Annotated in this window: 30 protein-coding genes and 1 other annotated feature; of the genes, 14 read left to right on the top strand and 16 right to left on the bottom strand. The window is 34.6% G+C overall.

Going from position 1 to position 26,029, the window contains the following annotated elements:
* Positions 1–50: 50 nt before the first annotated feature.
* From dhaM to dhaK, 3 genes are read right to left on the bottom strand one after another with little or no spacing between them, the layout of a single operon-like run.
* Positions 51–425, bottom strand: coding sequence for a dihydroxyacetone kinase phosphoryl donor subunit DhaM (dhaM, locus tag B9Y54_RS02970; protein WP_085560488.1), 375 nt, complete (start codon positions 423–425; stop codon positions 51–53).
* Positions 418–1,005, bottom strand: a complete 588-nt coding sequence (dhaL, locus tag B9Y54_RS02965; RefSeq protein WP_085558897.1) for a dihydroxyacetone kinase subunit DhaL — start codon at positions 1,003–1,005, stop codon at positions 418–420. Before dhaL ends, dhaM begins: the two co-directional genes overlap by 8 nt.
* A 15-nt stretch (positions 1,006–1,020) precedes the next feature.
* Positions 1,021–2,010: a dihydroxyacetone kinase subunit DhaK gene (gene dhaK, locus B9Y54_RS02960; protein ID WP_085558896.1), complete on the bottom strand. Its 990-nt coding sequence runs from the start codon at positions 2,008–2,010 to the stop codon at positions 1,021–1,023.
* Between the two features lie 200 nt (positions 2,011–2,210).
* Between dhaK and B9Y54_RS02955 the strand changes: the two genes are divergently transcribed.
* The 3 genes from B9Y54_RS02955 to B9Y54_RS02945 all read left to right on the top strand — a co-directional run bounded on the left by B9Y54_RS02955 (position 2,211) and on the right by B9Y54_RS02945 (position 4,256).
* Positions 2,211–3,239, top strand: a complete 1,029-nt coding sequence (locus B9Y54_RS02955; protein ID WP_085558895.1) for a DUF7309 domain-containing protein — start codon at positions 2,211–2,213, stop codon at positions 3,237–3,239.
* A gap of 131 nt (positions 3,240–3,370) precedes the next feature.
* Positions 3,371–4,063 (top strand): NAD(P)H-dependent oxidoreductase, encoded by a 693-nt coding sequence (locus tag B9Y54_RS02950; RefSeq protein WP_085558894.1) that lies wholly within the window; start codon positions 3,371–3,373, stop codon positions 4,061–4,063.
* Between the two features lie 10 nt (positions 4,064–4,073).
* On the top strand, positions 4,074–4,256 hold the full coding sequence (locus tag B9Y54_RS02945; RefSeq protein WP_085558893.1) for a hypothetical protein: 183 nt from the start codon (positions 4,074–4,076) through the stop codon (positions 4,254–4,256).
* Positions 4,257–4,345: 89 nt separating this feature from the next.
* On the opposite strand, the gene B9Y54_RS02940 is transcribed toward B9Y54_RS02945, so the two are convergent.
* Positions 4,346–5,248, bottom strand: coding sequence for a Gfo/Idh/MocA family protein (locus tag B9Y54_RS02940; protein WP_085558892.1), 903 nt, complete (start codon positions 5,246–5,248; stop codon positions 4,346–4,348).
* A 328-nt stretch (positions 5,249–5,576) separates the two neighbouring features.
* On the opposite strand from B9Y54_RS02940, the gene B9Y54_RS02935 reads away from it, so the two are divergent.
* The 6 genes from B9Y54_RS02935 (at position 5,577) to B9Y54_RS02910 (ending at position 10,819) form a co-directional block, all read left to right on the top strand.
* Positions 5,577–6,974 carry an oxaloacetate decarboxylase subunit alpha gene (locus B9Y54_RS02935; protein WP_085558891.1) on the top strand — a complete coding sequence of 466 codons (1,398 nt, stop codon included), beginning with the start codon at positions 5,577–5,579 and terminating at the stop codon, positions 6,972–6,974.
* Positions 6,975–6,984: 10 nt separating this feature from the next.
* A complete protein-coding gene (locus tag B9Y54_RS02930; RefSeq protein WP_085558890.1) occupies positions 6,985–7,269 on the top strand; it encodes an OadG family protein in 285 nt (94 codons plus the stop codon).
* 14 nt (positions 7,270–7,283) lie between these two features.
* A complete protein-coding gene (locus B9Y54_RS02925) occupies positions 7,284–7,637 on the top strand; it encodes a biotin/lipoyl-containing protein (protein ID WP_085558889.1) in 354 nt (117 codons plus the stop codon).
* A gap of 22 nt (positions 7,638–7,659) precedes the next feature.
* A complete protein-coding gene (locus tag B9Y54_RS02920) occupies positions 7,660–8,790 on the top strand; it encodes a sodium ion-translocating decarboxylase subunit beta (protein ID WP_085558888.1) in 1,131 nt (376 codons plus the stop codon).
* 76 nt (positions 8,791–8,866) lie between these two features.
* Positions 8,867–10,051 carry an amidohydrolase gene (locus tag B9Y54_RS02915; protein ID WP_085558887.1) on the top strand — a complete coding sequence of 395 codons (1,185 nt, stop codon included), beginning with the start codon at positions 8,867–8,869 and terminating at the stop codon, positions 10,049–10,051.
* 114 nt (positions 10,052–10,165) lie between these two features.
* Entirely contained in the window at positions 10,166–10,819 is a 654-nt protein-coding gene (locus tag B9Y54_RS02910) for an SDR family oxidoreductase (RefSeq protein WP_085558886.1), read from the top strand.
* A gap of 62 nt (positions 10,820–10,881) precedes the next feature.
* Here the strand turns inward: B9Y54_RS02910 and B9Y54_RS02905 are convergent, their stop codons facing one another.
* From B9Y54_RS02905 to B9Y54_RS02885, 4 genes are all read right to left on the bottom strand, one after another.
* Positions 10,882–12,342 (bottom strand): amidase, encoded by a 1,461-nt coding sequence (locus tag B9Y54_RS02905; protein WP_085558885.1) that lies wholly within the window; start codon positions 12,340–12,342, stop codon positions 10,882–10,884.
* Positions 12,343–12,390: 48 nt separating this feature from the next.
* The gene (locus tag B9Y54_RS02900; protein WP_085558884.1) at positions 12,391–12,882 is read right to left on the bottom strand and encodes a GNAT family N-acetyltransferase; all 492 of its coding nucleotides are present in this window, start codon (positions 12,880–12,882) and stop codon (positions 12,391–12,393) included.
* An 89-nt stretch (positions 12,883–12,971) separates the two neighbouring features.
* A complete protein-coding gene (gene tyrS / locus B9Y54_RS02895; protein WP_085558883.1) occupies positions 12,972–14,234 on the bottom strand; it encodes a tyrosine--tRNA ligase in 1,263 nt (420 codons plus the stop codon).
* A 73-nt stretch (positions 14,235–14,307) separates the two neighbouring features.
* Positions 14,308–14,526: a binding site (T-box leader), on the bottom strand.
* A 734-nt stretch (positions 14,527–15,260) separates the two neighbouring features.
* On the bottom strand, positions 15,261–15,503 hold the full coding sequence (locus B9Y54_RS02885; RefSeq protein WP_085558881.1) for a hypothetical protein: 243 nt from the start codon (positions 15,501–15,503) through the stop codon (positions 15,261–15,263).
* 327 nt (positions 15,504–15,830) lie between these two features.
* On the opposite strand from B9Y54_RS02885, the gene B9Y54_RS12445 reads away from it, so the two are divergent.
* On the top strand, positions 15,831–16,007 hold the full coding sequence (locus B9Y54_RS12445) for a carboxymuconolactone decarboxylase family protein (RefSeq protein ID WP_085558880.1): 177 nt from the start codon (positions 15,831–15,833) through the stop codon (positions 16,005–16,007).
* A gap of 199 nt (positions 16,008–16,206) precedes the next feature.
* On the opposite strand, the gene B9Y54_RS02875 is transcribed toward B9Y54_RS12445, so the two are convergent.
* Positions 16,207–17,526, bottom strand: coding sequence for an IS1380 family transposase (locus tag B9Y54_RS02875; RefSeq protein ID WP_085558879.1), 1,320 nt, complete (start codon positions 17,524–17,526; stop codon positions 16,207–16,209).
* A 280-nt stretch (positions 17,527–17,806) separates the two neighbouring features.
* On the opposite strand from B9Y54_RS02875, the gene B9Y54_RS02870 reads away from it, so the two are divergent.
* Positions 17,807–18,052, top strand: coding sequence for a hypothetical protein (locus B9Y54_RS02870; protein ID WP_085558878.1), 246 nt, complete (start codon positions 17,807–17,809; stop codon positions 18,050–18,052).
* Positions 18,053–18,515: 463 nt separating this feature from the next.
* Positions 18,516–18,788: an RraA family protein gene (locus tag B9Y54_RS12895; protein WP_085558876.1), complete on the top strand. Its 273-nt coding sequence runs from the start codon at positions 18,516–18,518 to the stop codon at positions 18,786–18,788.
* Positions 18,789–19,391: 603 nt separating this feature from the next.
* Here the strand turns inward: B9Y54_RS12895 and B9Y54_RS02855 are convergent.
* The 3 genes from B9Y54_RS02855 to B9Y54_RS02845 all read right to left on the bottom strand — a co-directional run bounded on the left by B9Y54_RS02855 (position 19,392) and on the right by B9Y54_RS02845 (position 22,928).
* Positions 19,392–19,745: a hypothetical protein gene (locus B9Y54_RS02855; RefSeq protein ID WP_085558875.1), complete on the bottom strand. Its 354-nt coding sequence runs from the start codon at positions 19,743–19,745 to the stop codon at positions 19,392–19,394.
* 453 nt (positions 19,746–20,198) lie between these two features.
* The gene (locus B9Y54_RS02850; protein ID WP_085558874.1) at positions 20,199–21,278 is read right to left on the bottom strand and encodes an IS30 family transposase; all 1,080 of its coding nucleotides are present in this window, start codon (positions 21,276–21,278) and stop codon (positions 20,199–20,201) included.
* A 240-nt stretch (positions 21,279–21,518) separates the two neighbouring features.
* Positions 21,519–22,928 carry an ISLre2 family transposase gene (locus B9Y54_RS02845; protein WP_085558873.1) on the bottom strand — a complete coding sequence of 470 codons (1,410 nt, stop codon included), beginning with the start codon at positions 22,926–22,928 and terminating at the stop codon, positions 21,519–21,521.
* A gap of 213 nt (positions 22,929–23,141) precedes the next feature.
* Between B9Y54_RS02845 and B9Y54_RS02840 the strand changes: the two genes are divergently transcribed.
* Positions 23,142–23,471 (top strand): hypothetical protein, encoded by a 330-nt coding sequence (locus B9Y54_RS02840; RefSeq protein WP_085558872.1) that lies wholly within the window; start codon positions 23,142–23,144, stop codon positions 23,469–23,471.
* A 108-nt stretch (positions 23,472–23,579) separates the two neighbouring features.
* Here the strand turns inward: B9Y54_RS02840 and B9Y54_RS02835 are convergent, their stop codons facing one another.
* On the bottom strand, positions 23,580–23,837 hold the full coding sequence (locus B9Y54_RS02835) for a Txe/YoeB family addiction module toxin (RefSeq protein ID WP_085558871.1): 258 nt from the start codon (positions 23,835–23,837) through the stop codon (positions 23,580–23,582).
* 101 nt (positions 23,838–23,938) lie between these two features.
* Positions 23,939–24,076: a type II toxin-antitoxin system Phd/YefM family antitoxin gene (locus tag B9Y54_RS12135; protein WP_143062528.1), complete on the bottom strand. Its 138-nt coding sequence runs from the start codon at positions 24,074–24,076 to the stop codon at positions 23,939–23,941.
* Positions 24,077–24,445: 369 nt separating this feature from the next.
* Here B9Y54_RS12135 and B9Y54_RS02830 point away from each other — a divergent pair, with 369 nt between their 5' ends.
* Positions 24,446–24,934, top strand: a complete 489-nt coding sequence (locus B9Y54_RS02830) for a transposase (protein ID WP_085558870.1) — start codon at positions 24,446–24,448, stop codon at positions 24,932–24,934.
* Between the two features lie 354 nt (positions 24,935–25,288).
* Here B9Y54_RS02830 and B9Y54_RS02825 read toward each other — a convergent pair whose 3' ends face one another.
* The gene (locus tag B9Y54_RS02825; protein ID WP_085558869.1) at positions 25,289–25,570 is read right to left on the bottom strand and encodes a PepSY domain-containing protein; all 282 of its coding nucleotides are present in this window, start codon (positions 25,568–25,570) and stop codon (positions 25,289–25,291) included.
* 322 nt (positions 25,571–25,892) lie between these two features.
* Positions 25,893–26,027: a hypothetical protein gene (locus B9Y54_RS12890; RefSeq protein WP_256205887.1), complete on the bottom strand. Its 135-nt coding sequence runs from the start codon at positions 26,025–26,027 to the stop codon at positions 25,893–25,895.
* Positions 26,028–26,029: the final 2 nt, after the last annotated feature.

Here is a 26,029-nt window from a genome sequence, read left to right as displayed (position 1 = left end):
TTATTTTTTAGCCATCGTATTCAAAATATTTTTTTGAAAAAAGATACTTTTTATTTTATTTTCAGAGGTATGAGCTGTTCTTCAATTGCCTTGAGCGGAGCCTTTGCTTGCAGTAACGCAGCAGCTGTGTAGGCACCTTCTACAAAAGCTGTGTCATAAACGAGTATATTTTTATCGGAAATCTCAGAAGCTAATTCCAAATTCATTTTTGCACTGCCTAAATCGTAAAAAGCTAAAATAGTTTCTTCTTCAAAAGATTCTAGCCTGTCATTTATTTTATCAAAGCTAGTTCCAACCGTTCCTTGTGAAGTTCCGCCAGCGGTTTTAATTGTAACATCTGCGGCAATCTCGTTTAGTAATGTTGCAACACCATTTGCTAAGTCTTCTACATGTGAAATCAATAGAACTGCATACTCTCTAGTTATCGTAAACACCTGCTTCCATCATCGTTTTAAATAGATAACTACTAGACATAGCACCTGGGTCAATATGACCTATTGAGCGATCGCCTAAATAAGATGCGCGTCCTTTAGTAGCTTTCATATCTTTAGTAAGTTGAACACTTTCTTCAATTAATTCAACGGTTAGCTTATTTTCTTTGATAGCTTCAATAACTGGGAACCACTCATCGATCATTGTTTTTTCACCAACTACAGCTTTTCCTCTTTTTTGAATACCCTCTAAGCCGGCTTCCAGTAAGAGAGATAAATCAGAACTTTCTTGACTGGCTTTTGCCATACTGATGAAAGCAGAGCCATACAATGGTCCAGAAGCACCACCGACTTTACTGACTAAAGTCATCCCAATTAATTTTAATAAAGAAGGAATATCTTCTGGAGTTTCAGAATCTAAAGCATCGTTTAAAGCTGTTGCTCCTCGAGCCATATTGTTGCCGTGATCTCCGTCGCCAATGGCTGTGTCCAATTCACTAAGATAAGCTTTATTCTCTATTAATTGAGCTGTAAAAAGAGTGAGCCATTTTTTTGTATTTTCTAAAGATAGCATACTAGTCATCCTTTCCTACCAAGCAATAGTTTTTACAGGTGCGTTCAAATAGTCAAGCCATTTGTCATCCTCTAATTTGACTAACGTTAATGAGAGTCCTTGCATATCAATTGAGGTCATGTAATCTCCCACTTTTTTAAAGGGTAATTCGAGTCCTTCTTTTATTAGTAATTCTTTGACATCGTTCATAAAGATAAACTGCTCCATTAAAGGTGTTGCGCCCATACCATTAACTAATAAGGCATATTTTTCGCCTTTTTCCCATTGAAACTCATCTTTTAATTTTTTGATCATTTCCTTTGCTAATTCTTTAGAAGGTTTAATTTTTTCTCTACGATAACCGGGCTCACCATGAATACCAACACCAAATTCAATTTCATCTTCAGCTAATTCAAAGCCAGGTTTTCCTACTTCTGGAACAGTAGCAGCACCTAGAGCTACGCCAAGAGATTTAATGGCTGGAATCAGTTGGTCAGCTAGTTGTTTGATTTCTTTTAAAGAGAACCCTTCATCGGCTGCAGCACCTAAAATCTTATGAACAAATACAGTTCCGGCAATGCCTCTTTTTCCAGCCGTATAGGTACTATCTTTAACAGCGATATCATCGTCAACAACAACAAAGTCAACAGCGATGTCTTCCATTTCAGCCAATTCTTTTGCCATATCAAAATTCATAATATCTCCAGAGTAGTTTTTGATAATTAAGAAAACACCCTGTCCTTCGTCGCTAGCTTTAATGCCTGTTAGAATTTGATCTGGTGTAGGAGATGTAAATACTTCTCCACAAACTGCAGCAGAAAGCATTCCTTGCCCAACGAAACCAGCATGAGCAGGTTCGTGACCGCTTCCTCCACCACTAACAAGTGCTACTTTTTTGTTATGTGAAGTTTTTCGATGAATAACATTTGATTCAGGCAAACGTTCTACCAAATTATCGTAGGCAAAAGCTATACCATCAAGCATCTCATCTAAAATGGATGAGGGATCATTCATAATTTTTTTCATTAAAAAGTCCTCCTATTAATTTATTTGTCTCTATTCTCTCATTGTAACCGTTTTTTTAGATAACAACAAATACTTAGCTCAAAGTAGTAGAAGAAAGGTTAGTTAAATAACGCAATAAAATAACTGACTTGTAACCGGTTTAATTTGGTATAATAAAAAGAATAAGATAGTTAGCTATTTAAGAGAGGGGTTAGACTAGGATGGATCAGCAAAAACAGTTGTATTCACTTGCTAAACAACTATATAAAGAAAATTTTTGGAATGATTATTTAAAGACTGATTTGATCGCTATCCAACTAGCTAACCGGAAAGAGCCGGTCATTATCTCTGTGTTGGGTCAAACAGATCACAACTATGGGTTTTTATTTTATCGGAATTTAGAAGAATTAGCTTGTTTTTTTGAAGCAACAATAAGAGCAAAACAACAAAATTTTCGGGCTATGCCAGATGTCATCCAATTACAAAATTGTCTGTCTTTAGAATTCGAAGACAGAGGGGCTATTAGTGAAGAAGAGTACCGACTCATCAAAGATAGTGGCGTACCATTTAGAGGGAAAAAATCTTGGCCAATTTTTGTGGATTATTTTCCAGGTTACTACCCTTCAATAATGGATGAATCAGATAATTTATTAATCATAGAAGTAATTGGAAAATTAATAGAAACAGCTAAAGATTTTAAAAAGAAATTAGTGCTTGATAAAGATAAAAAACACCCCTCAGAGATACCCATTCGAACCTATCAAAAAAATGATACTTATACAGATGGCTTATTTAGATTACCTAAAAAAATAATGGAAGGAACTTCTCAGTTTAAAAAAACCGCACCAATTTTATTGACCTCTTTTGAGATGAAAAGAGTAAATAGTCAAAAACTTGGTTCTGGTATATGGGAAATAGATATTGATTTTATGAGCTCTCCTGTTGTCTCGATAGAAGGAGAGAGACCTTTTTTTCCATTAGCGCTGCTAATAGTAGATAGTGAAGAAAGTGAAATTATTTGCAGTGAGTTTTTCAAACCAGGAGATAGCGAAACGATTCAGCGGTTACTCATTCAATTAATTTTATCAGAAAATAAAAAGCCTCCTAAAATTGTTGTTAGTACTAATCAGTACTGCAGAGTTGCTAGGTATTTAGAAAATTTATTACTTAACTTAGAGATTGAGTTAGTTCCTATTCAAAAATTACCAATGATTTCTGCTTTTAAAAAAGGACTACTCGACTATTTATAATAAAAGTAAGAAAAAAAGAAAGAAATCAATAAAAGTCGATTTCTTTCTTTTTTTTTCTAATTTATTTATACTTATAAATAAGTAACAGGTTATAGTGAGTATAGAAATGAAAGACGAAGGAGAATAAATAAGTGAAAACATTAATTATTATTTCTCATCCTGAAATTAAAGAATCAAGTAGTCAACAATATTTGCTTCATTCAATTCCTGATGACCATGATTTAACCATCCATCACTTAGAGGAGTTTTATTCTGATACTCCGATTGATGTTGTTGCGGAGCAAAAATTAGTAGCCGCTCATGACCGCATTATTTTTCAATTTCCGCTTTACTGGTACAGTTCGCCGGCATTGCTTAAACAATGGCAGGACGAAGTCTTAACAGGTGATTTTGCCTATGGGAAAAAAGGCACTCAATTACAGAATAAAGAATTTGCGCTTGTTTTGTTGATAGGTGCTGCAAAATCAGATTACCAAGCTGGTGGAAAAGAATTGTTTAGTATGGATGAATTAACGAAACCTTTCCAGGCAATGGCTCATAAAACAGGAATGATATTTCTTAAGACGTTTTCTATCTATCAGTTTGTCTATATGACCGAACAAGAAAAAATGACGTTGTTAATTGACTACCAACTATTTGTGACTGGTGATCCAGAACAAAGTTTATTATCGCGCGAAAACTGGCTATTAAATCAACTAGAAAAAACGAATGTGACTACGTTAGGGACAGGAAACGAAGAAATACTGCAGCACGTTATTGAAATGATCGAAGAAAATAGAGAAACAATTGATGATTTGAAAATTTTATTAGATGATATGAACTAGGAGGTTTATGATGGAAAAAGAAGACTGGCTATTATTAGAACTAGAAAAATTGTTTACGAGTAGCCAAGAATACAAACAAAAGGCACTTCTTAAAGCGGCAATGGAACTAGTAAAAGAACAATTTAAACGGATAAATCAAATGGAAGGTGAACTAGACGGAAGACTGTGGAGTCCAAGAGATTGGCATAACTAAATATGAAAAAAGATAAGTCCTAAAAATAAGTATCTATTTTATAAAGATACATTTTTAGGACTTATTTTAATGACTGCTAAAGCAGGCGACTATTTTGTCACTCTTTCATAAATTTCTTCACAAATTTCGTGGGTAATAAGAGAATCAGAAAGAGAGGGATTAGGCTGTTTATTTTGATTAACACATTCAATAAAGTGATTGATAATTTGATGAAATCCTCGCTTAACCAAGGTTGGTTCCCAACCATTAAAATCAAGCGTTGTTTTTTTATTATTTAAATAATGAGTCGTTTCAACGAGATCATTAACAACAAGCTTATTTCCTTCAGCCATATACTCGATAATTTCTTCTGTTGTACCGTTATTGCGATTCATAATACCAATAGCGGTACAATCTTTTCCAATTAATTGAATCACAACATTATACAGTGAGTCCTCTTTTTCTAAATGCTGAACCGTTAAGTCTATTACTTGTGTATCCATAAGAAAACGCAATGTATCAACAACATGAATAAAATCTTGAACGATAAAATTTCTCTTATCACCAGGAAGAATGTATCTATTTTTTTGGATTACGACCATATCCGCTTTTCCTTCATCTTTTAGAGCGGCAATCATTGGAGCGAATCTTCGATTGAATCCAACCATTGCAATTAGTTTTTTTTCTTTAGCTAGTTGGACAATTTGCTTTGTTTCTGCTAAATTCATTGCAATTGGTTTATCGATATAGACATGAATATTATTTTCCATTATTTTTTTAATTAGTTCAAAATGAGTAGGAGAAGGAGTACAAATTAAAACAGCATCAATCTTCAAATCAATTAATTCATCGACAGTCCGTACGTATTCTGATATGCGGTGTTTTTTAGCAAGCCTCTCTAGTTTCTCCTTATCACGAGTACAAAGGATTAATTCAATTCCTTCTTTTTCACTGAGAACAGGCAAATAAGCTTTTTGAGCGATATCACCTAAACCAATAATTCCAATCCGCATCTATTATTCCTCCATTAAACTTTTTTGTAGAGAGTATGTTAGTTTTTTATTTTAAAATAGGAGTTCCCATATAGATTAAAGTTTACTGTACTAATAGTTTAAATTCAATTTTTAAAGAAATAACTTTTTTTAGTAGGATAATCAGTGCGATTATAGAATCTTATGTTAAAATAAACACAAAGGGTAAGTTTTTAAATGTAAGCGCTTTACTTAAGGGAGAAACTCAATGAAAAATAATCAAGAAAGGTCGATTGTGAGGAAATCAGTTTATTTGCAGAAGAATAAATTTTAAGGGCTAAGAAACGACTTAAGATAGGATGTGAAGGAATTGAATAAGAAGAAAGAAGTCAAGTTTACAGAAACAGTTTTAAGAGATGGCCATCAGAGTTTGATGGCGACGCGTATGAAAACAGAAGATATGTTGCCAATTCTAGAGAAAATGGATGAAGCAGGTTACTATGCTATTGAGTGTTGGGGAGGAGCAACATTCGATGCATCGATACGATTTTTAAACGAGGATCCATGGGAACGATTGAGAGAAATCAAAAAAAGAGTAACACACACTCCTTTGCAGATGCTTTTACGTGGTCAAAATTTATTAGGATACCGCCATTATGCAGATGATATTGTCGATAAATTTATCGAGAAAACGATTGAGAATGGAATAGATATTATCCGAGTATTTGATGCTTTAAATGATAGTCGCAACATGGAAGCGTGTATAAACGCGATAAAAAAACATGGTGGACATGCCCAATTAACCATCTGTTATACGATTAGCCCAGTCCACACGGTTCATTATTATCAAGACCTAACGAAAAGACTGGTTGAATTAGGAGCAGATTCAATTTGCATTAAGGACATGGCTGGTATTTTAACACCGTATGTTGTAAAAGAATTAATTCCCGCTCTTAAACAGGTTACCTCTTTACCTATCGAAATTCATACACACGCAACAAGTGGCGTGTCAGAAATGACCTATCTAACAGCTATTGAAGTAGAGGCAGATATTATCGATACAGCTATTTCTCCTTTTTCAGGTGGGACAAGTCAGCCAGCTACTGAGTCCTTAAGCATTGTTTTGACAGAGTTAGGCTATGATACCCATTTAAATAAAGAAGTTTTAGAAGAAATAGCCGATTATTTTAAGCCAATTAAAGATCATTATTTAAAAGAGATGATTTTAGATCCTAAAATGATGACCGCTGACCCAAAAGCATTGCTGTATCAAGTTCCAGGTGGTATGTTATCTAATCTGTATTCACAACTGAAACAAGCCAATGCAAAAGAACGGTATGAAGAAGTTTTGCGTGAGGTACCAAAAGTACGTGAAGACTTAGGCTTTCCTCCACTAGTAACACCAATGAGTCAAATGATAGGAACACAGGCAGTATTTAATGTTTTATCAGGTGAACGCTATAAAATAATCCCAAACGAGATTAAGGATTATGTTCGTGGTTTGTATGGTACTCCACCAGCACCGATTAGTGAATCAATGAGGCTACTCATCATTGGAAAAGAAGAAGTTATCACAGGTAGACCAGCAGATTTACTAGAACCAGAATTTGAAAAGCAAAAAAAAGAGATAAGTTCTCTTGCTAAGACGGATGAGGATGTTTTAATTTATGCAATGTTTCCGCAATTAGGTGAAACATTTCTAAAGAATAAATACCAGTCTAAAAAAGTATCTGTTAAGGAAGTTATCCGAATCAACGCGAGTATGTAGGAGGGATTAAATGTCTGATATCAGCTTATTAGAAGGCCTTAATGTGTCTATCACATCGCTTGTGATTGTTTTCCTTGTGCTTTTTGGATTACAACTGATTTTGATGTCGTTTAAATATATTTTTAAAGAAGAAAAAACAATAAAAAAAGAAAAGACTCCTCTTCCAATAATAAAAAACACTTTAGAAGAAGAGGACGAAACAAAAACAGTGGCAGTTTTAACGGCTTTAATTTTAGCTAATGAAGACCAACAAGATAAACACTATCAAGTGATCTCTATAAAACGAGTAAGATAAAGGAGTTCAGTAGGATGAAAACGTATGAAGTTACAGTAAACAATAAAGTTTACCAGGTTTCAGTAGAAGAAGTCAACGAAGCGGATAGTAAAAATAAAGCAATAGCCTTAGATAATGAAAACAAAAAAGAAGAACCAGTAAAGACTCCCGTTTTAAGTGGAATCGAGGTAAAAGCACCAATGCCTGGAACTATCATTAGTGTGTTAGTTCAGTTAGGAGAGACCATAAAAGCTGGACAAGTCTTATGTGTTTTAGAGGCAATGAAGATGGAAAATGAAATTGTTGCACCTGAAGATGGGACAATACAAGAAGTAATGGTTTCGAAAGGGATGGCAGTCGAGGCAGGAGCTAGTTTGGTCAGACTATAATGTCAGGTGAGGAGCTATTATTATGATTGAAGCAATAAAAGACGTATTGATGCATTCAGGATTTGCGAATTTATCCTATAAACATGTTATTATGCTTGGAATTGCTTGTTTATTTCTATATTTAGCAATAAAAAAAGGGTATGAACCTTATTTATTGATTCCCATTGCTTTTGGCATGTTATTAGTCAATTTACCAATAGGAGGATTAATGTCGCCGCCTATGGATGGTAATAATGGTGGGTTATTGTATTATTTGTATCAAGGGACGAACCTAGGTATTTATCCACCTTTAATTTTTCTTTGTTTAGGGGCAGCAACAGATTTTGGCCCCTTGATTGCAAATCCCAAAACGTTACTGCTTGGTGGTGCAGCTCAGATTGGGGTATTTGTCGCTTTTTTTGGTGCTTTAGCTATGGGGATGTTAGGTCCAGAAGCGGCTTCTGTAGGAATTATCGGTGGAGCAGATGGGCCAACAGCTATTTTTCTAACTAGTAAATTGGCTCCTCACTTACTTTCAAGCATTGCCTTAGCAGCTTATTCCTATATGGCCCTTGTTCCCATCATTCAGCCACCTATTATCAAATTATTGACAACAAAAAAAGAACGAGAGATAAAAATGGAGCAGTTAAGACCTGTCTCACAAAAAGAAAAAATACTGTTTCCAATAGTTGTGGCGATTTTCGTTATCTTATTAGTGCCTTCATCGGCTCCTTTAATCGGAATGTTAATGTTAGGAAATCTCATTAAAGAAAGTGGCCGAGTGCCACACATTACCGATACACTTCAAAATTCTTTAATGTATATCATCACGATATTTTTAGGTATAACGGTTGGTGCAAAAGCTGAAGCGGAGCTGTTCTTGTCCATTCAAACAGCTAAGATTATTTTGTTAGGACTAATTGCGTTTGCGATTGGAACAGCAGGCGGTGTATTAATGGGTAAGTTAATGTGTAAATTAACAAATGGTAAAGTCAATCCAATGATTGGCGCAGCGGGTGTTTCAGCGGTACCAATGGCTGCACGTGTTGTCCAAAAAGAAGGAGTAAAAGCAAACCCGTCAAATTTCTTACTTATGCATGCAATGGGTCCTAATGTTGCCGGTGTTATTGGTTCTGCCGTAGCTGCCGGTGTTTTATTGCAATTTTTTAGTTAACTAAATAAATAAAATAACGTTACCACAACTAAAAAGTTAAAGATCAGCTAGACTGAATTTAATTGGAGGAATTTAGATGAGAGAAAAAATGATGGTGATGTTAGATGCACGAAAAGAAGAAATGATTGAAATTCGAAGACACTTGCACGCACACCCAGAATTATCTTATCAAGAAGAAGAAACGGCAGCTTATATTGCAAATTTTTATCAAGGTAAAGAAGTAACGTTGGAAACAAATGTAGGTGGAAATGGCGTTGTTGTAACTATTGCAGGTGGGAAGGCTGGCGAGATACTCGCTTTAAGAGCTGATTTTGATGCTTTACCAATTGAAGAAGAAACTGGCTTATCTTTTGCATCAAAAAATAAAGGCACCATGCATGCTTGTGGACACGATGCGCATACTGCCTATCTGATGGTATTAGCGGATTGCTTGATTGAATTAAAGGCTGAAATTCCAGGAATAATAAAAATTGTACACCAACACGCTGAAGAAGCGCCTCCTGGAGGGGCTAAATATATTTTGGAGTCTGGTATTTTAGATGATGTAGATCATATAGTGGGCATTCATGTGATGCCTGAATACCCAGTTGGTACTGTTGCCTATCGAAGTGGCGCAGCGATGGCTGGTGGAACACAGTTCAAAATTATTATTAAAGGGATAGGTGGTCATGCTTCAACACCACATAAAGCCAATGATGCGATTGTAGCTGGCTCTTATTTTGTAACAGTACTCCAAACGGTCATTAGTCGACGATTGGACCTCTTTGAAGTTGGTGTGGTTACAGTAGGCTCATTTGAAGGTAGAGGGTCCTTTAATACCATTAAAGATACCGTTACAATCGAAGGTGATATACGCTATATGAAACAAGCTACTTTTGACAGTTTAAATAAAGAAGTGATGCATTTAGTAAAAGGATTAGAAGAAATGTTTGCTGTTCAAACAACGATGACACTTGAAGAAGGCTGTCCGCCAGTAACCAATGATCCTGAACTGACTAGTAGCGTAGTGGATTATTTAAAAAATGGGCTTGATGATTACTTGAATGAAGTAGTCGAAGCGCCAATGCAAGCAGCTAATGAAGATTTTTCTTATTATTCTCAAAAAATACCAAGTTGTTTTTTCTTTGTCGGTTGCCGATCACAACGGGAAAAAGACTATTATACCAACCATCATCCTAAGTTTGATATCGATGAAGAGGCTATTATGGTTGCTGCAAAAGCGGTAGGTGATGTAGTCTGTGGTTATTTTGCATTAGATTGATTTCTATTAAATTTTAAGACATTCTAGAGAAGCTGCTAAGTTCTTTTCAGTGGCTTATTTGGCTATCTTTGTTAGACTAGTACTAGAATAATAAAACAAGGAGGTTGTTTAAAGATGAACGTATTAGTTGTTGGTGCAAATGGTCAAATCGGAAAAATGGTAGTAGAAAAATTACAAGAAGGTAAGCAGCACAACGTTCGAGCTATGGTTCGAAAAGAAGAGCAAGTAGCGGATTTCAAAAGTAAAGGAATAGAAGCGAGACTGGCTGACTTAGAAGGTTCAGTTGATGCGATACAAGCTACAATGAAAGATATAGATGCAGTTGTTTTCTCAGCCGGGTCAGGTGGCTCTACAGGTTACGATAAAACGATATTGATTGACTTAGATGGTGCTGCTAAAACGATAGAAGCTGCTGAAAAAGCCGGCGTTAAACGCTTTATAATGGTTAGTTCGATTGCATCGAATCACCGTGAAAAATGGAGTGAGGATATGAAGCCTTACATGGCTGCTAAATTTTACGCGGACCAAATGCTAGAAAAAAGTGGTTTGGATTATCTTATTTTCCGTCCAGGTATGCTAGAAAATAAGCCTGGGACAGGTAACGTAAAAATTGGAACAGAGACAGCCATTAGGGCAATTCCTAGAGAAGACGTAGCAAGTACGATTGTTTCGGCTTTAGATTATCCAACAATAAGTCGTCAAGCAGTTGATTTGATTTCAGGTGATACAAGTATTGAAGAAGCTTTGAAGAAGCTTTGGCTCAACTAGCTTAAAAAAGATAGTCTACCTTAAAAAGCACTTATAGCTTTAAAGGTAGACTGTTTTTTTATTTAGATAAATAAACCCGCTTTTTCTATTTCATAGCCTATTGATAACAGCCAGTCCTCTTTGCCTTTTGGAGCGGTAAATTGGACTCCCATAGGCAAGCCTTTTTCTGTCAAATAAACAGGCAAACTAATAGCAGGTTGTCCGGTTAAGTTCGCTTGCTGGGTAAAAGGCGTAATAGCTAAACTTGCAGAAAACATATCCCAAACAAGAGTTTGTTGCTCCTGTTCTGTCAATTTCGTCACTTGCTTCATGCGTTCGATTTGTTCATCTGTTTGTAAGTTAGCATCAATCAAAGGAGCGCTATCTGCAGTAGTAGGCGTCAAGTATAAGTCATACGTCTCATGAAAGTGTGCCATCGTCTCAGCAGCAGTATCCCAAGCAGCGAGGCTATTAGAATAGGTAGCAGCAGAAATAGATTTTCCTGTATTGTATAATGTCCAAGTCATTAATTCCATATCGTCTATGGTTAAAGCTCTTTGAAAAGTTTTTTCTAAGTTAGCCATCATAGCTGCTGTTTCTCCAGCATTCATTGTGTAGTAGCTTTGCATCAAAGAAACGCCGTCTATATTAGGAGTGGATTCAACAACTTCGTAACCTTTTTGACGCAACCATTCAACTGTTTTTAAGACACTTTTTTTAGCATCCAAACTGACAGGACTGTGAACAGGTGAAGCTAAGGAATAAGCAATTTTAAACTTCTTAGAAGGCGATTGTTGTAATGAATTTAAATAACCTGGCTCAAAAAGTGGGGTTTGAAAAGCAGCCAATTCTTGAACAGTTTGTAATACGTCTAGCATAGCAGCTGTGTCTCGAATAGATTTGGTTAAAGCAAAACTAATCGACGCTCCTTGCCAACCGCGGCCAGAACCTGGTCCAATAGGTGTCCTACCACGAGTAGGTTTTAAACCAATAAGACCAGAAAAAGCTGCTGGTATTCGAATAGACCCACCACCATCACTAGCGCCCGAGATTTGAACCATATCTGAAACAATGCTAGCAGCAGCACCTCCACTTGATCCTCCTGGTGAGTAATCGCCATTCCAAGGATTACGCGTTGGACCGTATAAACTAGGATCTGTAATATTTTTGAAACCAAATTCAGGGGTATTGGTTTGACCAATAACAATGAATCCTGCTTTTTCTAACGCTTTTGTGAAGTTACCAGTCTGTTTAGCGCAATAATTTTTTAAAAGCCGTGAGCCAGATGTGCTAGGCTCCTCAGCGATATCTTGACCCAGTCCTTTGACTAAAATTGGTAACCCACCAAACAGTGTATTAGAAAAGTCGTTATTTAGCGCTTCTTTCAAAGCTTTTTCTTTACGAGTATGGATGACGGCATTCCATTTTGAATTTTCAATTTCAAGTTTTTTGAAAGCTTCTTCTACCAATTCAAACGGTGTAACTTTCTTGTCGTGAAGTTTTTTAGCTAAAGCTAACCCATCATTTTTTCGATTTATTTTCATACTAAAAACCTCATTTCTTGCTGATTATTTTTTAATAAATAGTTTTAGTTAGAGAGAATAATAAAAAATATAATCATCCATGACATAACCATTTCCAATATCGACGAGTTGTTCCTTTATTAAAATAAAGCCGAATGCTTTATAGACAGAAATACTAGCCTGATTATTTTTATTAACAGTTAAAACAATCCCATCTTTTTTATTTTTTTTGGCAATATCTTTTAATTGAGCTAGAACAAAACGGCCAGTGCCTTTGCCGCGTTCACTTTTTTTCAAATACAGTTTACTAAGAAAAAGCTGGTTAGTTGTTAATTCATAGCTAACATATCCAATAGCGAGTTGATTTGACTCAACAAGTACATATTCTTTTCCTTGTTTTAAATCATTTAAGATAGCTATCTCAGACTGTAAGTTAGCTAGCATATACTGAACTTGTTTGGCGCCGATGATCGCCGTATAATGTTCATACCAAATCTCTTTAGCCAACAAAACTATGAGTTTAACATCTTCTAGTAGAGTAACAGCTTTGAGTTGAATCATGATTTTTCCTCCTAAATAGACCAAAAAGGACTGTAGTTTAAAACACCTACATCCTTTTTAGCAGTGCCTATAATAAGCACATCTTATTATTAAACTAATTTTACAAGGAAATACTTTTTCTTTCCGCGGCGTATTAGGATAAAGCGTTCATCGAATGAATTTTCAGGGGTAACAATCGTATCGACACTTAGAATTTTTTCACCATTCATTGAAAGAGCACCATTAGTGATGTCCTCACGTGCTTGACGTCTTGAAGGCTCAATACCGACAACATCAACCAGCCACTCAACAATATTTCGCTCTTCTTTAGGAGCTTCAAAAGTTGGCATATTTTTAAAACCTTCTTCAATTTGGTTGGCGGTTAGCGTTCTTACATCGCCAGAGAAAAGAGCTGCTGTAATTTTTTCAGCATCATTTAGAGTATTTTCGCCATGAACAAATAACGTCATTTCACGTGCGAGTGTTTTTTGAGCTTCACGCATGTGTGGCTCAGAGGCTACTTTTTCAGCTAAGTGATCAATTTCTTCTTTTGACAAGAACGTGAAATAGTTCAAATATTTTACTACGTCACGATCATCTTGGTTTAGCCAAAATTGATAGAATTCATAAGGTGTTGTTTTTTCAGAATCTAACCAGACTGCTCCACCGGCTGTTTTTCCAAATTTTGTTCCATCAGCTTTTAACATAAGTGGGATTGTTAGGCCATATGCTTGGGCCTTTGAACCTTCTTGTTTACGAATGAATTCTAAACCAGCAGTAATATTTCCCCATTGATCTGCTCCACCAATTTGTAATTGCACATCTTCATGTTGATATAAGTGTAAAAAATCCATTGATTGTAAAATTTGATAGGTAAATTCTGTAAAAGAAATACCCGTTTCTAAGCGACTAGCGACGATATCTTTAGCTAACATCGTATTGACGTTGAAACTTTTACCGTAATCACGTAAGAAGTCAAGTAGACTCAAATCTTTAGTCCAGTCATAATTGTTTACCATTTTAATACCATTGCTGCCACCAGCATCGAAAAGACGAACCATTTGTGTGCTAAGTTTCCTAACATTTTCTTGGACTTGTTCCATTGTCTGTAAAACACGTTCTTCAGACTTTCCACTTGGATCACCAATCGTGCCCGTTGCGCCGCCAATTAAAATAACAGGACGATGCCCAGCAAGTTGGAATCTCTTTAAAATCATAAACGGAATCAGGTGACCAATATGCATACTGTCACCAGTGGGATCAACACCACAGTATAAAGAAATTTTCTTGTTTTTAACTAGATTAGTTAGGCCCTCTTCATCTGTTTGTTGGTTAATGGCATCACGCCAGATTAATTCATCGATAATTGTCATGTTGTACTCCCCTTTATAAAAAATAGTATTAAAAATAAAAAAAATCCCAATGAAAAAGTCAAATAAACCTTTTCATCGGGACGAATCATTTCGTGTTACCACCCAATTTGCCGACAATTATAAAGACATAATTGCTGACCACTCGTAAACTGTTAACGCCAGTTAAACGCTTGAGGTTAATCAAGGTACTCATGAGTGTAATTCGCAAAAAAGAATTGTACTAGTTTTCATCAGCCACTAGCTTTCTGGGGACAACATTCTTTTTACTACTGTGCTCAATCAATGTAAATAGTGCTGTTAGATTGATTTTAGTATAATCAACCCATTCTGGCTTGTCAATTCTATTTTTATAAGTGAGTTAATTTATCTGAAAACTAACTTTATTGGATATCTGGAGAATAGTTTTATTATTATCCGAGAGACCATTTTAATAGATTTAGGACAAGATCAATTAGGAAATAATATAAGTCTAGGCCTATTTTTCTTTCATGGTAACGAAAAGCACGGCACAATATTCGTGTGACTTGTAAGATAAATCAGATGCAGAAACAGTTGATTCATCTATTTTCAAGTTGTTTTCAATGCTCATACCGGTATTATCAAGGACTAGAGATAGGATTTAAAAATACTTTTTACAGTAGTAATTTGTTGCTAAGATGTCAAGAATTGTATCCAAATATGAGGGTCCAAAGTAAACTATAGGAAAAGAGTAGAGCGGTAAGGATACCTATAGTGATACTAATAATAGTGACAATGGTACTTTTTTTTCGTATTTTGATTCCGCTAACGATAAGCACAACCCCTGCAATTAAAAAAATAACTTCAAACAACAAGAGAGGCCATTTAAGTTCGATTGATCTTTGGATAAAATTCATGCTATCCTTCCTTTTTTAGTGATAGAATAATTTTTTTGAAAAATCTACTATCGTTAAGATAAGTAAAATCATTAAAGAATCAAAAAGACAGTCAGAATAATCGTTAAATCTAAAAATTAAGAGTTATTAACTAATATTTAGTTAGTCCTTTTCACAGGAGTTCATGTATTTTAGGTTGAGAAATATCTTTAGTTATTTTTTCTATTTCTACTTGGCCATTTTCTTTTAATTTATCAAACCGATTTTTTTGATTATTAAAAATAATGATATCAGGATCAAGTGTCTTTTCGCTATAATTGGTTGATTCATCTTTTTCTACCTCAAATACAATGGTGCAAAAATCAATTGCCTTATAATGAATGACATCAAAATGTAGAGTTGTTTCTAGAGACATTTATCTCACCCCCTTAATATTAGTAAATAGAACTATTTTTCGATAACTTAAGAATGATTTTATAAAACGAATGAAAATTATCTATTTTTTGGAAAAACGTTTTCAAGTAGTTTTCTTTATTATACAGAATGATTATAGTTAATACCATGTTTAGATAGACTAGAAAGTGCTGTCCGTTATCTTTAAAAAATAAGATTTGTTATACTAGACAAGCGATACGACGATTAAACACAAAATGTTAGAAACGTAAGGATATGAAAAAAAGCTTTGGGAAAAAATTATACTCTTTAACAGAGTTTTACTGAACAATATATTTAACTTTTTTTAATGTGTGATTTAGTACAGGTTAAGAAAAAAGAACTTTCAAGTCCACATTTCATGGAGCGTATTATGCTTGCTGTGACGCAAGTAAATGGATGTAGCGTCTGTTCTTATACTCATACAAAAATGGCGCTTGAAGTAGGTATGAAAAGTGAAAAAATTAAAAATATATTAGTAGCCTGAATGATTCATACTTTTAATTTTTTGTTGTTTTTAATCAATTAACACACTTTTTTCAAATTTTTTTCAAATTAACGTTTAATAGTTTTACTTTTTGGTACTTAATTCATTTATTTATTGGTTTCTCATTAAGAAAGTACGAATTTTGGGCATAGTTGGTCCTTGGTTTTGATTGGTTTTTTTTAAAAAAATTAAGGAGTTTTTAAATATAATGCCGAATCCTTTGGATTCGATTAAAGACGGCATAAAACTCCGCTTGATAAACATGCGAACTAGAAATTTTTAGATACATTTCTCTCGCAGTACTCACTAGTTTGCCAGCTACTTTGAATAAGCGAAGACGAATCGTATTAATTTGAAGTCCTTTATAATTTTTATCAAAACAAGTTGTACGCAAAAAATTGATTAGGTTGTATGCAAGGACACTTATCATCATACGTGCATGATTTTCAATAAATTTAGGGCTATCTGTCTTATCAAAATAGAAACCATTTTTTGCTTCTTTAATGTAGTTTTCCATAGCACCACGCTTTTTATACGTCTTAAAAACTTGTTTTGATGAAATGTTTTCTGAAAAATTTGTGACAATAAACGTATGCTTGAAAAGTAATTCACCCATTTCTCGAATGGATTGAATGCATACTCTACGCGGTTTAGACCAAGACGCTGCTTGATAGGAAACGGAATAATAGTATTCTTCTTTTTCATTCCAAGGATAATTATCGTCGTAATACACAAACTCTTCTGCTAATCGGTATAAATTATTATTATGTTTTAGGCGAATGACAAAGTTTGACCCATATTCTTCGCATAACTCATAAATATCAGGTGTTGCAAATCCACTATCTCCACGCACTAAAATATCTGCCGTAGGGACTGCTTGATTATAATGATCTAATAACGGTTCAAGAAACTCTTTAACTCCTTTAGACGTGTATTGATTTCCTGAACGAAGTTTAGCTTTTAAAAAATCGCCCGTTAATCCATCGAATGCGACTAATGGATGATAACCGTTTGTTCGATAGTGGGCATTATAATCTGTTTGTTCCTGAATACCGAAGGTATCAGAGTGTGTAGAATCCAAATCAATAATCATATTCATATCATTGCGAACAAATCTCGCTTGGTCAATTAATGTTTGATTAAAGGTTTGTAAATCATTAATCGTTTGGTCTGTAATGCGATCAAGAAACCGAGAGATAGTCGGTTGAGAAGCCAAACACTCTTCTTGTGATAGAGTTTGTAATACTGGATCATACTGTAAGATAGTCGCAGACGAATCAGCTTTATAGCCAGCAATTAGTTGAAGAATTAGTTGTTTTAAAATTTTATGGTTAGTGTGTTTCCAATAGCGACGATTTTCATTATATGAAATGAGTTTTTTTGACAATTCTTCAAAATGAAAAGTACCCATTAATTCATCAACTAAAATTAATCCTGAATCACTCGATAAACGACCACCTGTATGAGAGACATATAAATGGTTATTGAATTTCATTGCTTTTTCTTGTAAAGTAATCATTAAGAGAACCCCTTTCTATTGGTTGGTTGTGATGATATAACCATAGCAGAAAGGGGTTCTTTTTTCATCACCTAATGGATGATAAAACAAATTAGTTTAAGCGCTGTAAAATCAACATCGATTAGTATTTTTAGAAAAGCTATGAATTATTCAGGTAGTAGGAATAAACGATGATATTCCTGAATAAGAACAATCTACCCTCTTATTTAGCCAGCATTATGCTGATTCTAGAGGCAATCCCTCTCAAAAAACTTGGGAACAAGTGAAGGGGACGTATGGATTGCCAAAAGCAAAAGGTATTCTTGCATCTATAAGAGTAATGATGCTTGGAAATGTTATTGGCATTCCTTGGAGTTCTTTTACTAATAGAATAAAAGGCAAACCTGATGAGAGAAGCAATTTACTGTATGAAATAAGTATGATTTTACGTACGTTTCTATTTATCCCTATTGCCTTGGTACATGCGCTCTTAGCGAAGCTATTCAAACAGCCAGCAATCGAGTTTGAAAAAATGCAAACGATTTAATTAATCGAATCTCTTAATCCACTGGATAAGAGATCTGTTTTTATAAAATTTGAATTGTAAGCAATTTTCCAACAATTGTGATTTGTTTTAAAAGTAGATGTATAGCGATTATTCGTAGCAAAGTTAGCTAGAAGAGTTTTACTAAAAGCAATGGAAAATAAAAATAGTTTAGAAAGGAGACGAATACGGTTATGAATAAGATAATAAAAGAGGAAATAGTATAAGAATTTAAAAGGTTAGATTCGTGTACAATTTCAGATGCTTTTGATGAGTCAAAGATTGGACAAGAAGGGTATATTCTTCCTAAACAAATGAGTGGAAATACGAAAATTTGTGGTCAATTTTTTACTCTAAAGTACTTGCCTATACAAGAGAATCAAAGAAATTTCGGAACATTCTTAGAAGAGATTCCGGAAGGCAGAGTTGTTGTTATTGACAACTAGGGTTGCATGGATGAAAGTATTTGGGGCAATATTACGGTCCTTTATGCACAAAAAAAGGTGTCAGTGGTGTAGTTATAAACGGTGTTTACCGTGATGTAAGACCAATACAAGAACTTGGTTTTCCTTTTTTTTCAAAAAGTTACTCTAGCAGAAGCGGAAAAGATTTAGTTAGCGTCGATGCAATTAATGTAGCAATTCTAGTAGATGATAGTTTAATTGAACCGGATAATTTAATTTTTGGTGATGAATTTGATGTAATGATTATACCGTTTGGACGAGTAAAAAAATACTAATAGAAGCTAAAAAACTAAAGAAGAAAGATGAAAAGGTTATAAAACAGTTACATGCCGGATTGACTTAGAGTGAAGTGAAAAATAACTAATTAAGTGAGTAGATTGAGGTATGAGTAGGTGCGCTATGAAAAATCTAGAAAAGCTTTCTGTTTCAACTATCCCCCCTACAATCCACTACAATCTTTTGTCCCGGATAATCATCTCGCGGTAAAAGATTTAAAAGGAGAGAGTCTTTCAAATTACGTATTTGGTGTAAAAGATATTTTAAAATTAAAGGCAGCACTTTTCTTGGTGAAACGGTTATCCTGATTGGTTTTTCTACAGTGAGCCAAACGACTTTACAGCCAGTTTAATCATGAAATTATTAGATGCTCGTGTTGATTTGATAGGAAAGACTATTTGCGATGAACTTTGTCACAGTATAAGTGAAGAAAACGGGTATTATGATAGTCCTTTGAATCCTACTGATAAGCGAAGACTTACCGGAGGATGTTCAAGTGAACTCTATTCAGCAACAGCAAGTGGCCTAGTTATTTTCATAATTGGTATAAATAATAATAGTTAATAATTTAGACAATTAAAGACATGCTTTTCTAAAATGACTTAAAACAATTCGTTTTTTATATACTTTTCTAATTCTTTTGGAATAAGCATAACTGAAATAGCTATAAAACCAATCACAATAGAAAATAGAAATAAAAAGGTAGTTGTCAATCCTTCTATTAATAAATAGCTGTTTGCTCCATCTAATGGAACGTTAGAATATTTTTCAATAGAAAATAAGTAAATTAAAGAGAATACGAGTGTCATTAATCCTAGTAACCAATTCTTAAGTCGTAATCTTTTGGCTAGAAAATTAGTAATCAAATATTTTTTAGTTCCAACTTCAAGTACATTTTTTTCTCGCTTTTTCATTACTCCGTTAAACATAATTTTTCTTTTGGTAAGACGGTCCATATATATCATCCAACTTTCTCTAGTAACTGAACAATTTATTCTAAATAAATATTTTTAAATTAGTATATCAGTATATTATTTTACGTATTATTTGAAATTAAGAAAGGACATAGAATTATGCATATATAACCTTATTAAATTAAGAGTACTTTTCGATTTTTCTAGTTAGTAAACTGCATGAATCCAATACCTTGCAACTATACATTTTGGGTAGACTCTAAATCGGCAGTTAGTTTATGGTACTATAATTATTAAACATAGCTTTTTCATACAATTCTTTTCGTAAATTTCAAGTTTAAGTTAGCCACCCTATGCAACTGTTTATTGCCAGATGTTATTAATTAATGAACCAGTTGAATTTGTTGGTGTGGAATTAATTCCCTACGGGCTCTAATGGCTTATTTCCTAGAACTAACTATCGTTCAATTACGGGTAGGGACTGTTTTCAGTGGGTCATGCAGCCAAGCATTCTTCCTTAAACGCCCTTGCTAAACAGTCATGTGGCGTTTGATAATCCAAAATTCTTCTCGGATAGTCATTCATCCATTGTTGTATTCGTATCAGCTGAGCTTCACTCACATCGCTAATCGGACTTCCCTTAGGGATAAATCGTCTAATTAGTTTATGTTGATTTTCACTGGTTCCTCGTTCCCAAGAGGCATAGGGATGACTGAAGTACACATCTATTACATCTTGTAAGGCTTCGTGCAGCCCTGAAAACTCTGAACCATTGTCTGAAGTTATGGTCTTAAAAAGACGATCAAAGTACTCGCCTGACCGATTACGTAAGTCTTGGATAGCTCGATCGACTGACTTAGCATCCTTGCCATTTAGTTTGAAGATGACTTCAAAACGAGTTTGTCGTTCTGCTAAAGTCAATAACACAGCATCGCATTTTGTTTTACTCCCTACAACGGTATCAATTTCCCAGTGACCGAAGGTTTCTCTTGAATCGATTATCTCTGGACGTTTTTCGATAGATACTCCTAGTATTCTCTTATTCGGCAGTTTTCCGTGTGCTTTTTCTTTTGTTTTTCGAGACAATTTTTCAAGTAAATCCATATTTTTTGTTCTCATAACTCCTCGATCTATCCACTGATAGAGAGTAGAGGTACATGGAATAATAGATGGATCAAACAACTCTTGTTTTAAAGCAAAGCCAATAACAACGTCTGGCGACCATTTTTCTTTTAACATCTTGTCATCAGCCCAATCAATAAAAGTATCTGTATCTGCCCATTTCGGGCGTCTACCACAGTTCATTCGTTGTTCTTCATAAAAAGTTTGTCCAGCATCAGCGTCATAAATTAGAGTGTAATAGTTATACGTTTTTTCTTTCTGTGCTTGGCGTTTCAATTGTGTAATCGATCCACGATTGATTTCATTATTAATCGTTTGTGGTGCTCGATTTAAGATGTTAGCAACCTGACGGTTGGTGTACTTTTCTTTTTTGAGAACGGCAATTTGACAACGCTCTGCATATGAAAGGTGTTTTCCCTTTTGTGAATCTATGTTATTCTTGATTTGCGTCATGTGAATTCATCCTTTTCTATTGAGAGTGTGGTAACTTCAATATAACATGAATTCACGTGGCGCTTTTTTTAGTTAGCAGTGGCTGTTTGTGTCAAGTTTTTCTCGAGCGTCCTATTACCATGCTAGTTTAGACGTTTTATTCTTGTACACTCATCAGCTACCGCACGGCTACGCCGCTTGCTGGCCCATCTTTTGGGAGAAGGTTCCTAAAACCAGGAACCTTCTCCCAAAAGACAGGAATTAACGAAAACTTTTAATTAATTGTCCTATTGCTGATGAACGGGAGGCATATAACGGAATAGTCCCATTTTTTGCCCCGATTGACTGCCGTGTTTTCTCATGCAATAACGACGATAAACGAACCGTTTGGTTTAACTTACGTTGATTTCTCGCACTTCTATTTTGTTGGTGAAGATAGGCTTCACGCAAGGTGTGATTAAACATCCCTTGTTTTACCTTTACCATAGCTTCGCAACCTTCTGCGCTCCAATGCATTCCTCGCTTTTTCATGCGAAAAGAGATACGTCGTTGATTGGACTCCATTGCGCCTAAACCTCTTGCGTCCTTCGGCGCTTGTTCTACTTTTTCGCACCAATCGAAAATTCGATCCCAATTTCGTACTACATAGGTTCGAAATGTAGTCAGTTTTTCCACTGCAGAAGTTTCATCTAGCGTACTTTCATACGTATCCAACCAAATAGTTAAATGATCTAAATCATGCGTCTTTAATGCTTGCTTGACCTGCTGTTTAAAAATGGTAGTTTTCACGCCAAATGCACGGTTTAACCCTTGAAAAACATGATAAGAGTCTAGCTGATTTAAAACAGGGTAGTTCGATTGAGAAAAAGCTTCTTGGAATTTGTCTGCGGTATACCCTTGTCCGCCGTCACTATTTGTAATGATTTGAGCTTGTTGTAAGGCATAATGATTCGCTGTAAAGGCTTGAATCTCTGCCCAAAAACCAGCGGTTTTTTTAGTCGTCATAATGGCTTTGGGTTCCTTTAAAGAGACGCGTTTTCCATTTTTATTCCAGCCTTCATAAAGGATGGCATGACGAACTTCTAAGCTCTTTTTCTTTTTTGTCCCACGGACAAAAACTCCATCAGCCTCGGCATAAAGATAGTCTACCTTTTTTCCTTCCGGCAACTCAGCTGATTCTTCTAGTTCCAATACGCTCTCTTCATCTTCACGTGCTTGTGCGGATCCAACGCGTTTGAGAAGACTACCGACTGTTTGATGACTAATCGTAACAGCTGTCCATTCATTTAACATATCTGCAGTATCTCTATAAGTAACGTTACTCGCCAACTCTGCCACTTTTACTTCTACTAGTGGACTATGGCGTTGATATTTCCGAATACCTAGCCAGTCATCTAGCGGATAATGATTTTGACTCTCTTGATCTATCATCAAGGTACGACAATAACGAACAGACCCAAAAATAAACTGAACGGTTTTCCAATCTTCTCGTTTCACTTTCCAACCTTCCTCTTGTTTCTGCTCTTTGATTACCTGATTGAGATGAGTGAAGACATCTCCTACTAATTCAGCGAATACTTCATACATACAGACTTGAATAGCTTCTTCTGTCTCTATTAAATTGCTTGAATCCTTTATTATTTGGTAAATCTTTGATATAATCTTATTCATAAGAAGGCCTCTTTCATTTATGTATTTGCCGCTCAAGCATACATTTATGATAGAACGCCTTCTTTCTTTTTGCTAGTAAAAAATAATAGTATCTCGAGAACTATTTTACACATACGCAGTGGCTAACTTCATTCTACAATCCAGCATACAATTCTTTTTGATACTAAGCATATAAAAAAGTTAAAATAATTATTCAATAAAGGAGTTGATAAAATGAACAGTTTGATTTCTAATGCTGTTGTTGCTTTATTTATTAGTAGTCTTTTTTATATTTTAATAAGACAAGTAAAACAAACAGTATCAATACAGAAAAAGAGAAAGTTAGACATTTCTAAAAGATCGTTGATAGGCAGTTACCTAGCAACTTTTTCAATGGCTGGATTTTTACTAGCATTTATATTAAATGTATTAATATTCCTGCAATTATTTCCGTCAACTAACCTTACAAGTAACAATACAGCTATTGCTTGTTTTCTATTGCTATTAGTTCTCTTAATTTCAAAATATAGGATTACACCTAAAGAAAAAACCGCTGTTTTATAAAATTACCAATATATGAAGTGACATAGAATTATGTATCTTGAACCTTGATTAATCAAGGTTCTTTTTAGTCAGAAAAAGATAGAATCTCATCTTTTTCAAAGTGAAATTTTATTTTTCATAGCGTGTCCAAGCTGACCAGATAATGATTTCTTTTGCATTACTATCGACAGAATAAACAATTCGATGCTGAATAGTTAAGCGTCTTGAATATTTATCCTTTAGATTTTCAATTAACTTCTCATACGGAGGTGGATTTTGAAAAGAATTATTTTGTGAGACAACCATTAATTTTTTGCCTAAATGAGCAGATTTTAAATTCTTTAAATCTTTTGTAGCGGATTTTGCTAATTTTATAGAGCATTCCAATCGATATCCTCCAATGCAATAACCCCATTTTTTTGTTTACACTGTTGGATCACATCAGATACTCCAGAAGATTGAAGATATAGTGTTTCTTGAATAGAATCTCAATCTTTTTTGCTAATCATAACAGTTTTGCTAACTTCATTTTTACCTGAGATATAAATAGGCTCATTGGTTTCGTTGACGTCTTTTAGTAATTGATAAAAGACTTTTCTAGCTTGGTTAGGGTTTATAATTGACATAGATTATTCCTCTCTTTTTATTTTTACTAACGTACTCGAAAACGTACGTTAATAAAAACTCAGCTATTCCAGATATATGAAATAGCATAAAAACGTGCGTCTTTTATACAACTCTCGTAATATAAAGCGAGCGCCATTAAACATCTGGTACAGCTTGTTAGACCAAAAAATTTTGGACAGGCTCTGCGAGGTAAAAACTAGCTGTATTCCCTTGGGAATATCGAGGCAACTATTGGACATAAATCTGATGGCTTATACCTAAAAAAATTATATGAAAAATCAGTTGCAAATGGAATAGATGTTGAGGCTATTATCGGCTACACTACATATTCTGGAAAATAAAACATTAACTACGCAAGATTGAATAAAATGCATCTTATTGCAAAGCTTCATCCCAAAATTAGTAATGGAGCACGTCGTGAGGAAGACAAATTCAATTTCAATAAAGATTCTGGTATGTATTGTTGTCCGCAAGGGTATCAAGCACTCCGAAAAGCAAAGAGAGGAGCAAAAAACATAAATAATAATCAGACAATGACTTACTATTTTGATATCGAAAGATGCAAATGTTGTCCAATAAATGAAAGTTGTTATAAAACAGGGGCTAAAAGTAAATCTTATAGTGTTTCAATTCTAAGTGATTTACACGGCCAGCAAAAGAAATTTCAAACTAGCGACTATTTTAAAGAGAAAACAAAGAAACACTATAAAATTGAAGCAAAAAACAGTGAATTAAAACAACGACACGGTTATGGTATAGCGTCATCGTTGGGTCTAATTGGCATGTATATTCAAGCAGCAATTATAATATTTATGGTAAACACAAAGAGAATAATAACACTAATAAATAAAAAATAATAAAAAAATAGGAATTACTGCCTCATTCACGAAGTGAATTGTCAGTGATCTTATTTTTTTATTCTATATCTTATCGTCCGTGAAGGATGCTGCTGAAATTTCCGTTATGTTTCAGCAGCATCGTTCTCTCGGCTCTTTTTTTCACCTTTGAGCTAAAAAAGATTTCTGCGAACAGGCCCGAAAAACGTCGGATTTTCCGCCTGTTTTCTTCAAGCAAAACAAAAAATCCCCCTCGCCTTTTTGGAGGGGGATTTTCTTGAAGATAGAAACGATAAATGTGCTCTTATCGTAAATTTAGAAATAAAAAGCAAGGCACTATTTTTAGAAAGTAGCTTGTATCAGGCCTGACAAGTATTAATTGATACCAGTAATCGCACCACTTTTTGAATTTACGGTAACTTCTTGCATGACGTTTTCTTCATCTATTATAAGAAAAGTATACTCCAACGTAATATCTTCAATTTCAAACTCCGTTTCAATATCTGTTACTTCACCAGGAATTCTTTGTAGAGCGATTTCTTGAGATTGTTCTTTATTATAATTTATGTTTGCGGTTGCAAAACTATATGCACCAACCCCTAAAATAATAGCAATCCCAACTATAATTATCAATATGTTTCTTGTTTTTTTCTTCATCATTTTCAGCTCCTTGTTTTTAGTTTAGTCCTATTTGAATTTAAGTAATCTTCTGCGTCTAATTATTTATGATTTGTAATTCTATTTTAATTTTCAGTTTTAATTTTTGTATCCGAGCAGCGATTAAGTCATCGATAGATAAAACAACGTTCTTATTTTTGTTTTTTTAGTACCGCTTTCATTTTAATTGTAACCTATGATGTCTCAATAAGTAAAGCGAGGCCCCTTAATGGCTAGCAGTAATTTCTGAAACAGGAACTTTTGTATTTTTTTGCTTCTTGTCACAAAGAAGTAGCCCTGCCAATGCATCGTATCTAACCGTTTAAAAATCAAGGTATCCACGATCAAACACGTAAGTCGCTTGAGGTTGATTAACTAGTACTTCTAACTGATTTGTATCGTGCTCGACGGCTTTAGTCAGCGCAAACTCATCTGGATAAAGATGCTTATTATCCATAA

Origin of the sequence: Carnobacterium iners, from assembly GCF_900177385.1 — a bacterium.
Taxonomy (GTDB): Bacteria; Bacillota; Bacilli; order Lactobacillales; family Carnobacteriaceae; genus Carnobacterium_A; species Carnobacterium_A iners.
Note: the sequence above shows the minus strand (reverse complement) of the source record. Positions and strands in the feature narration are given on the sequence as shown.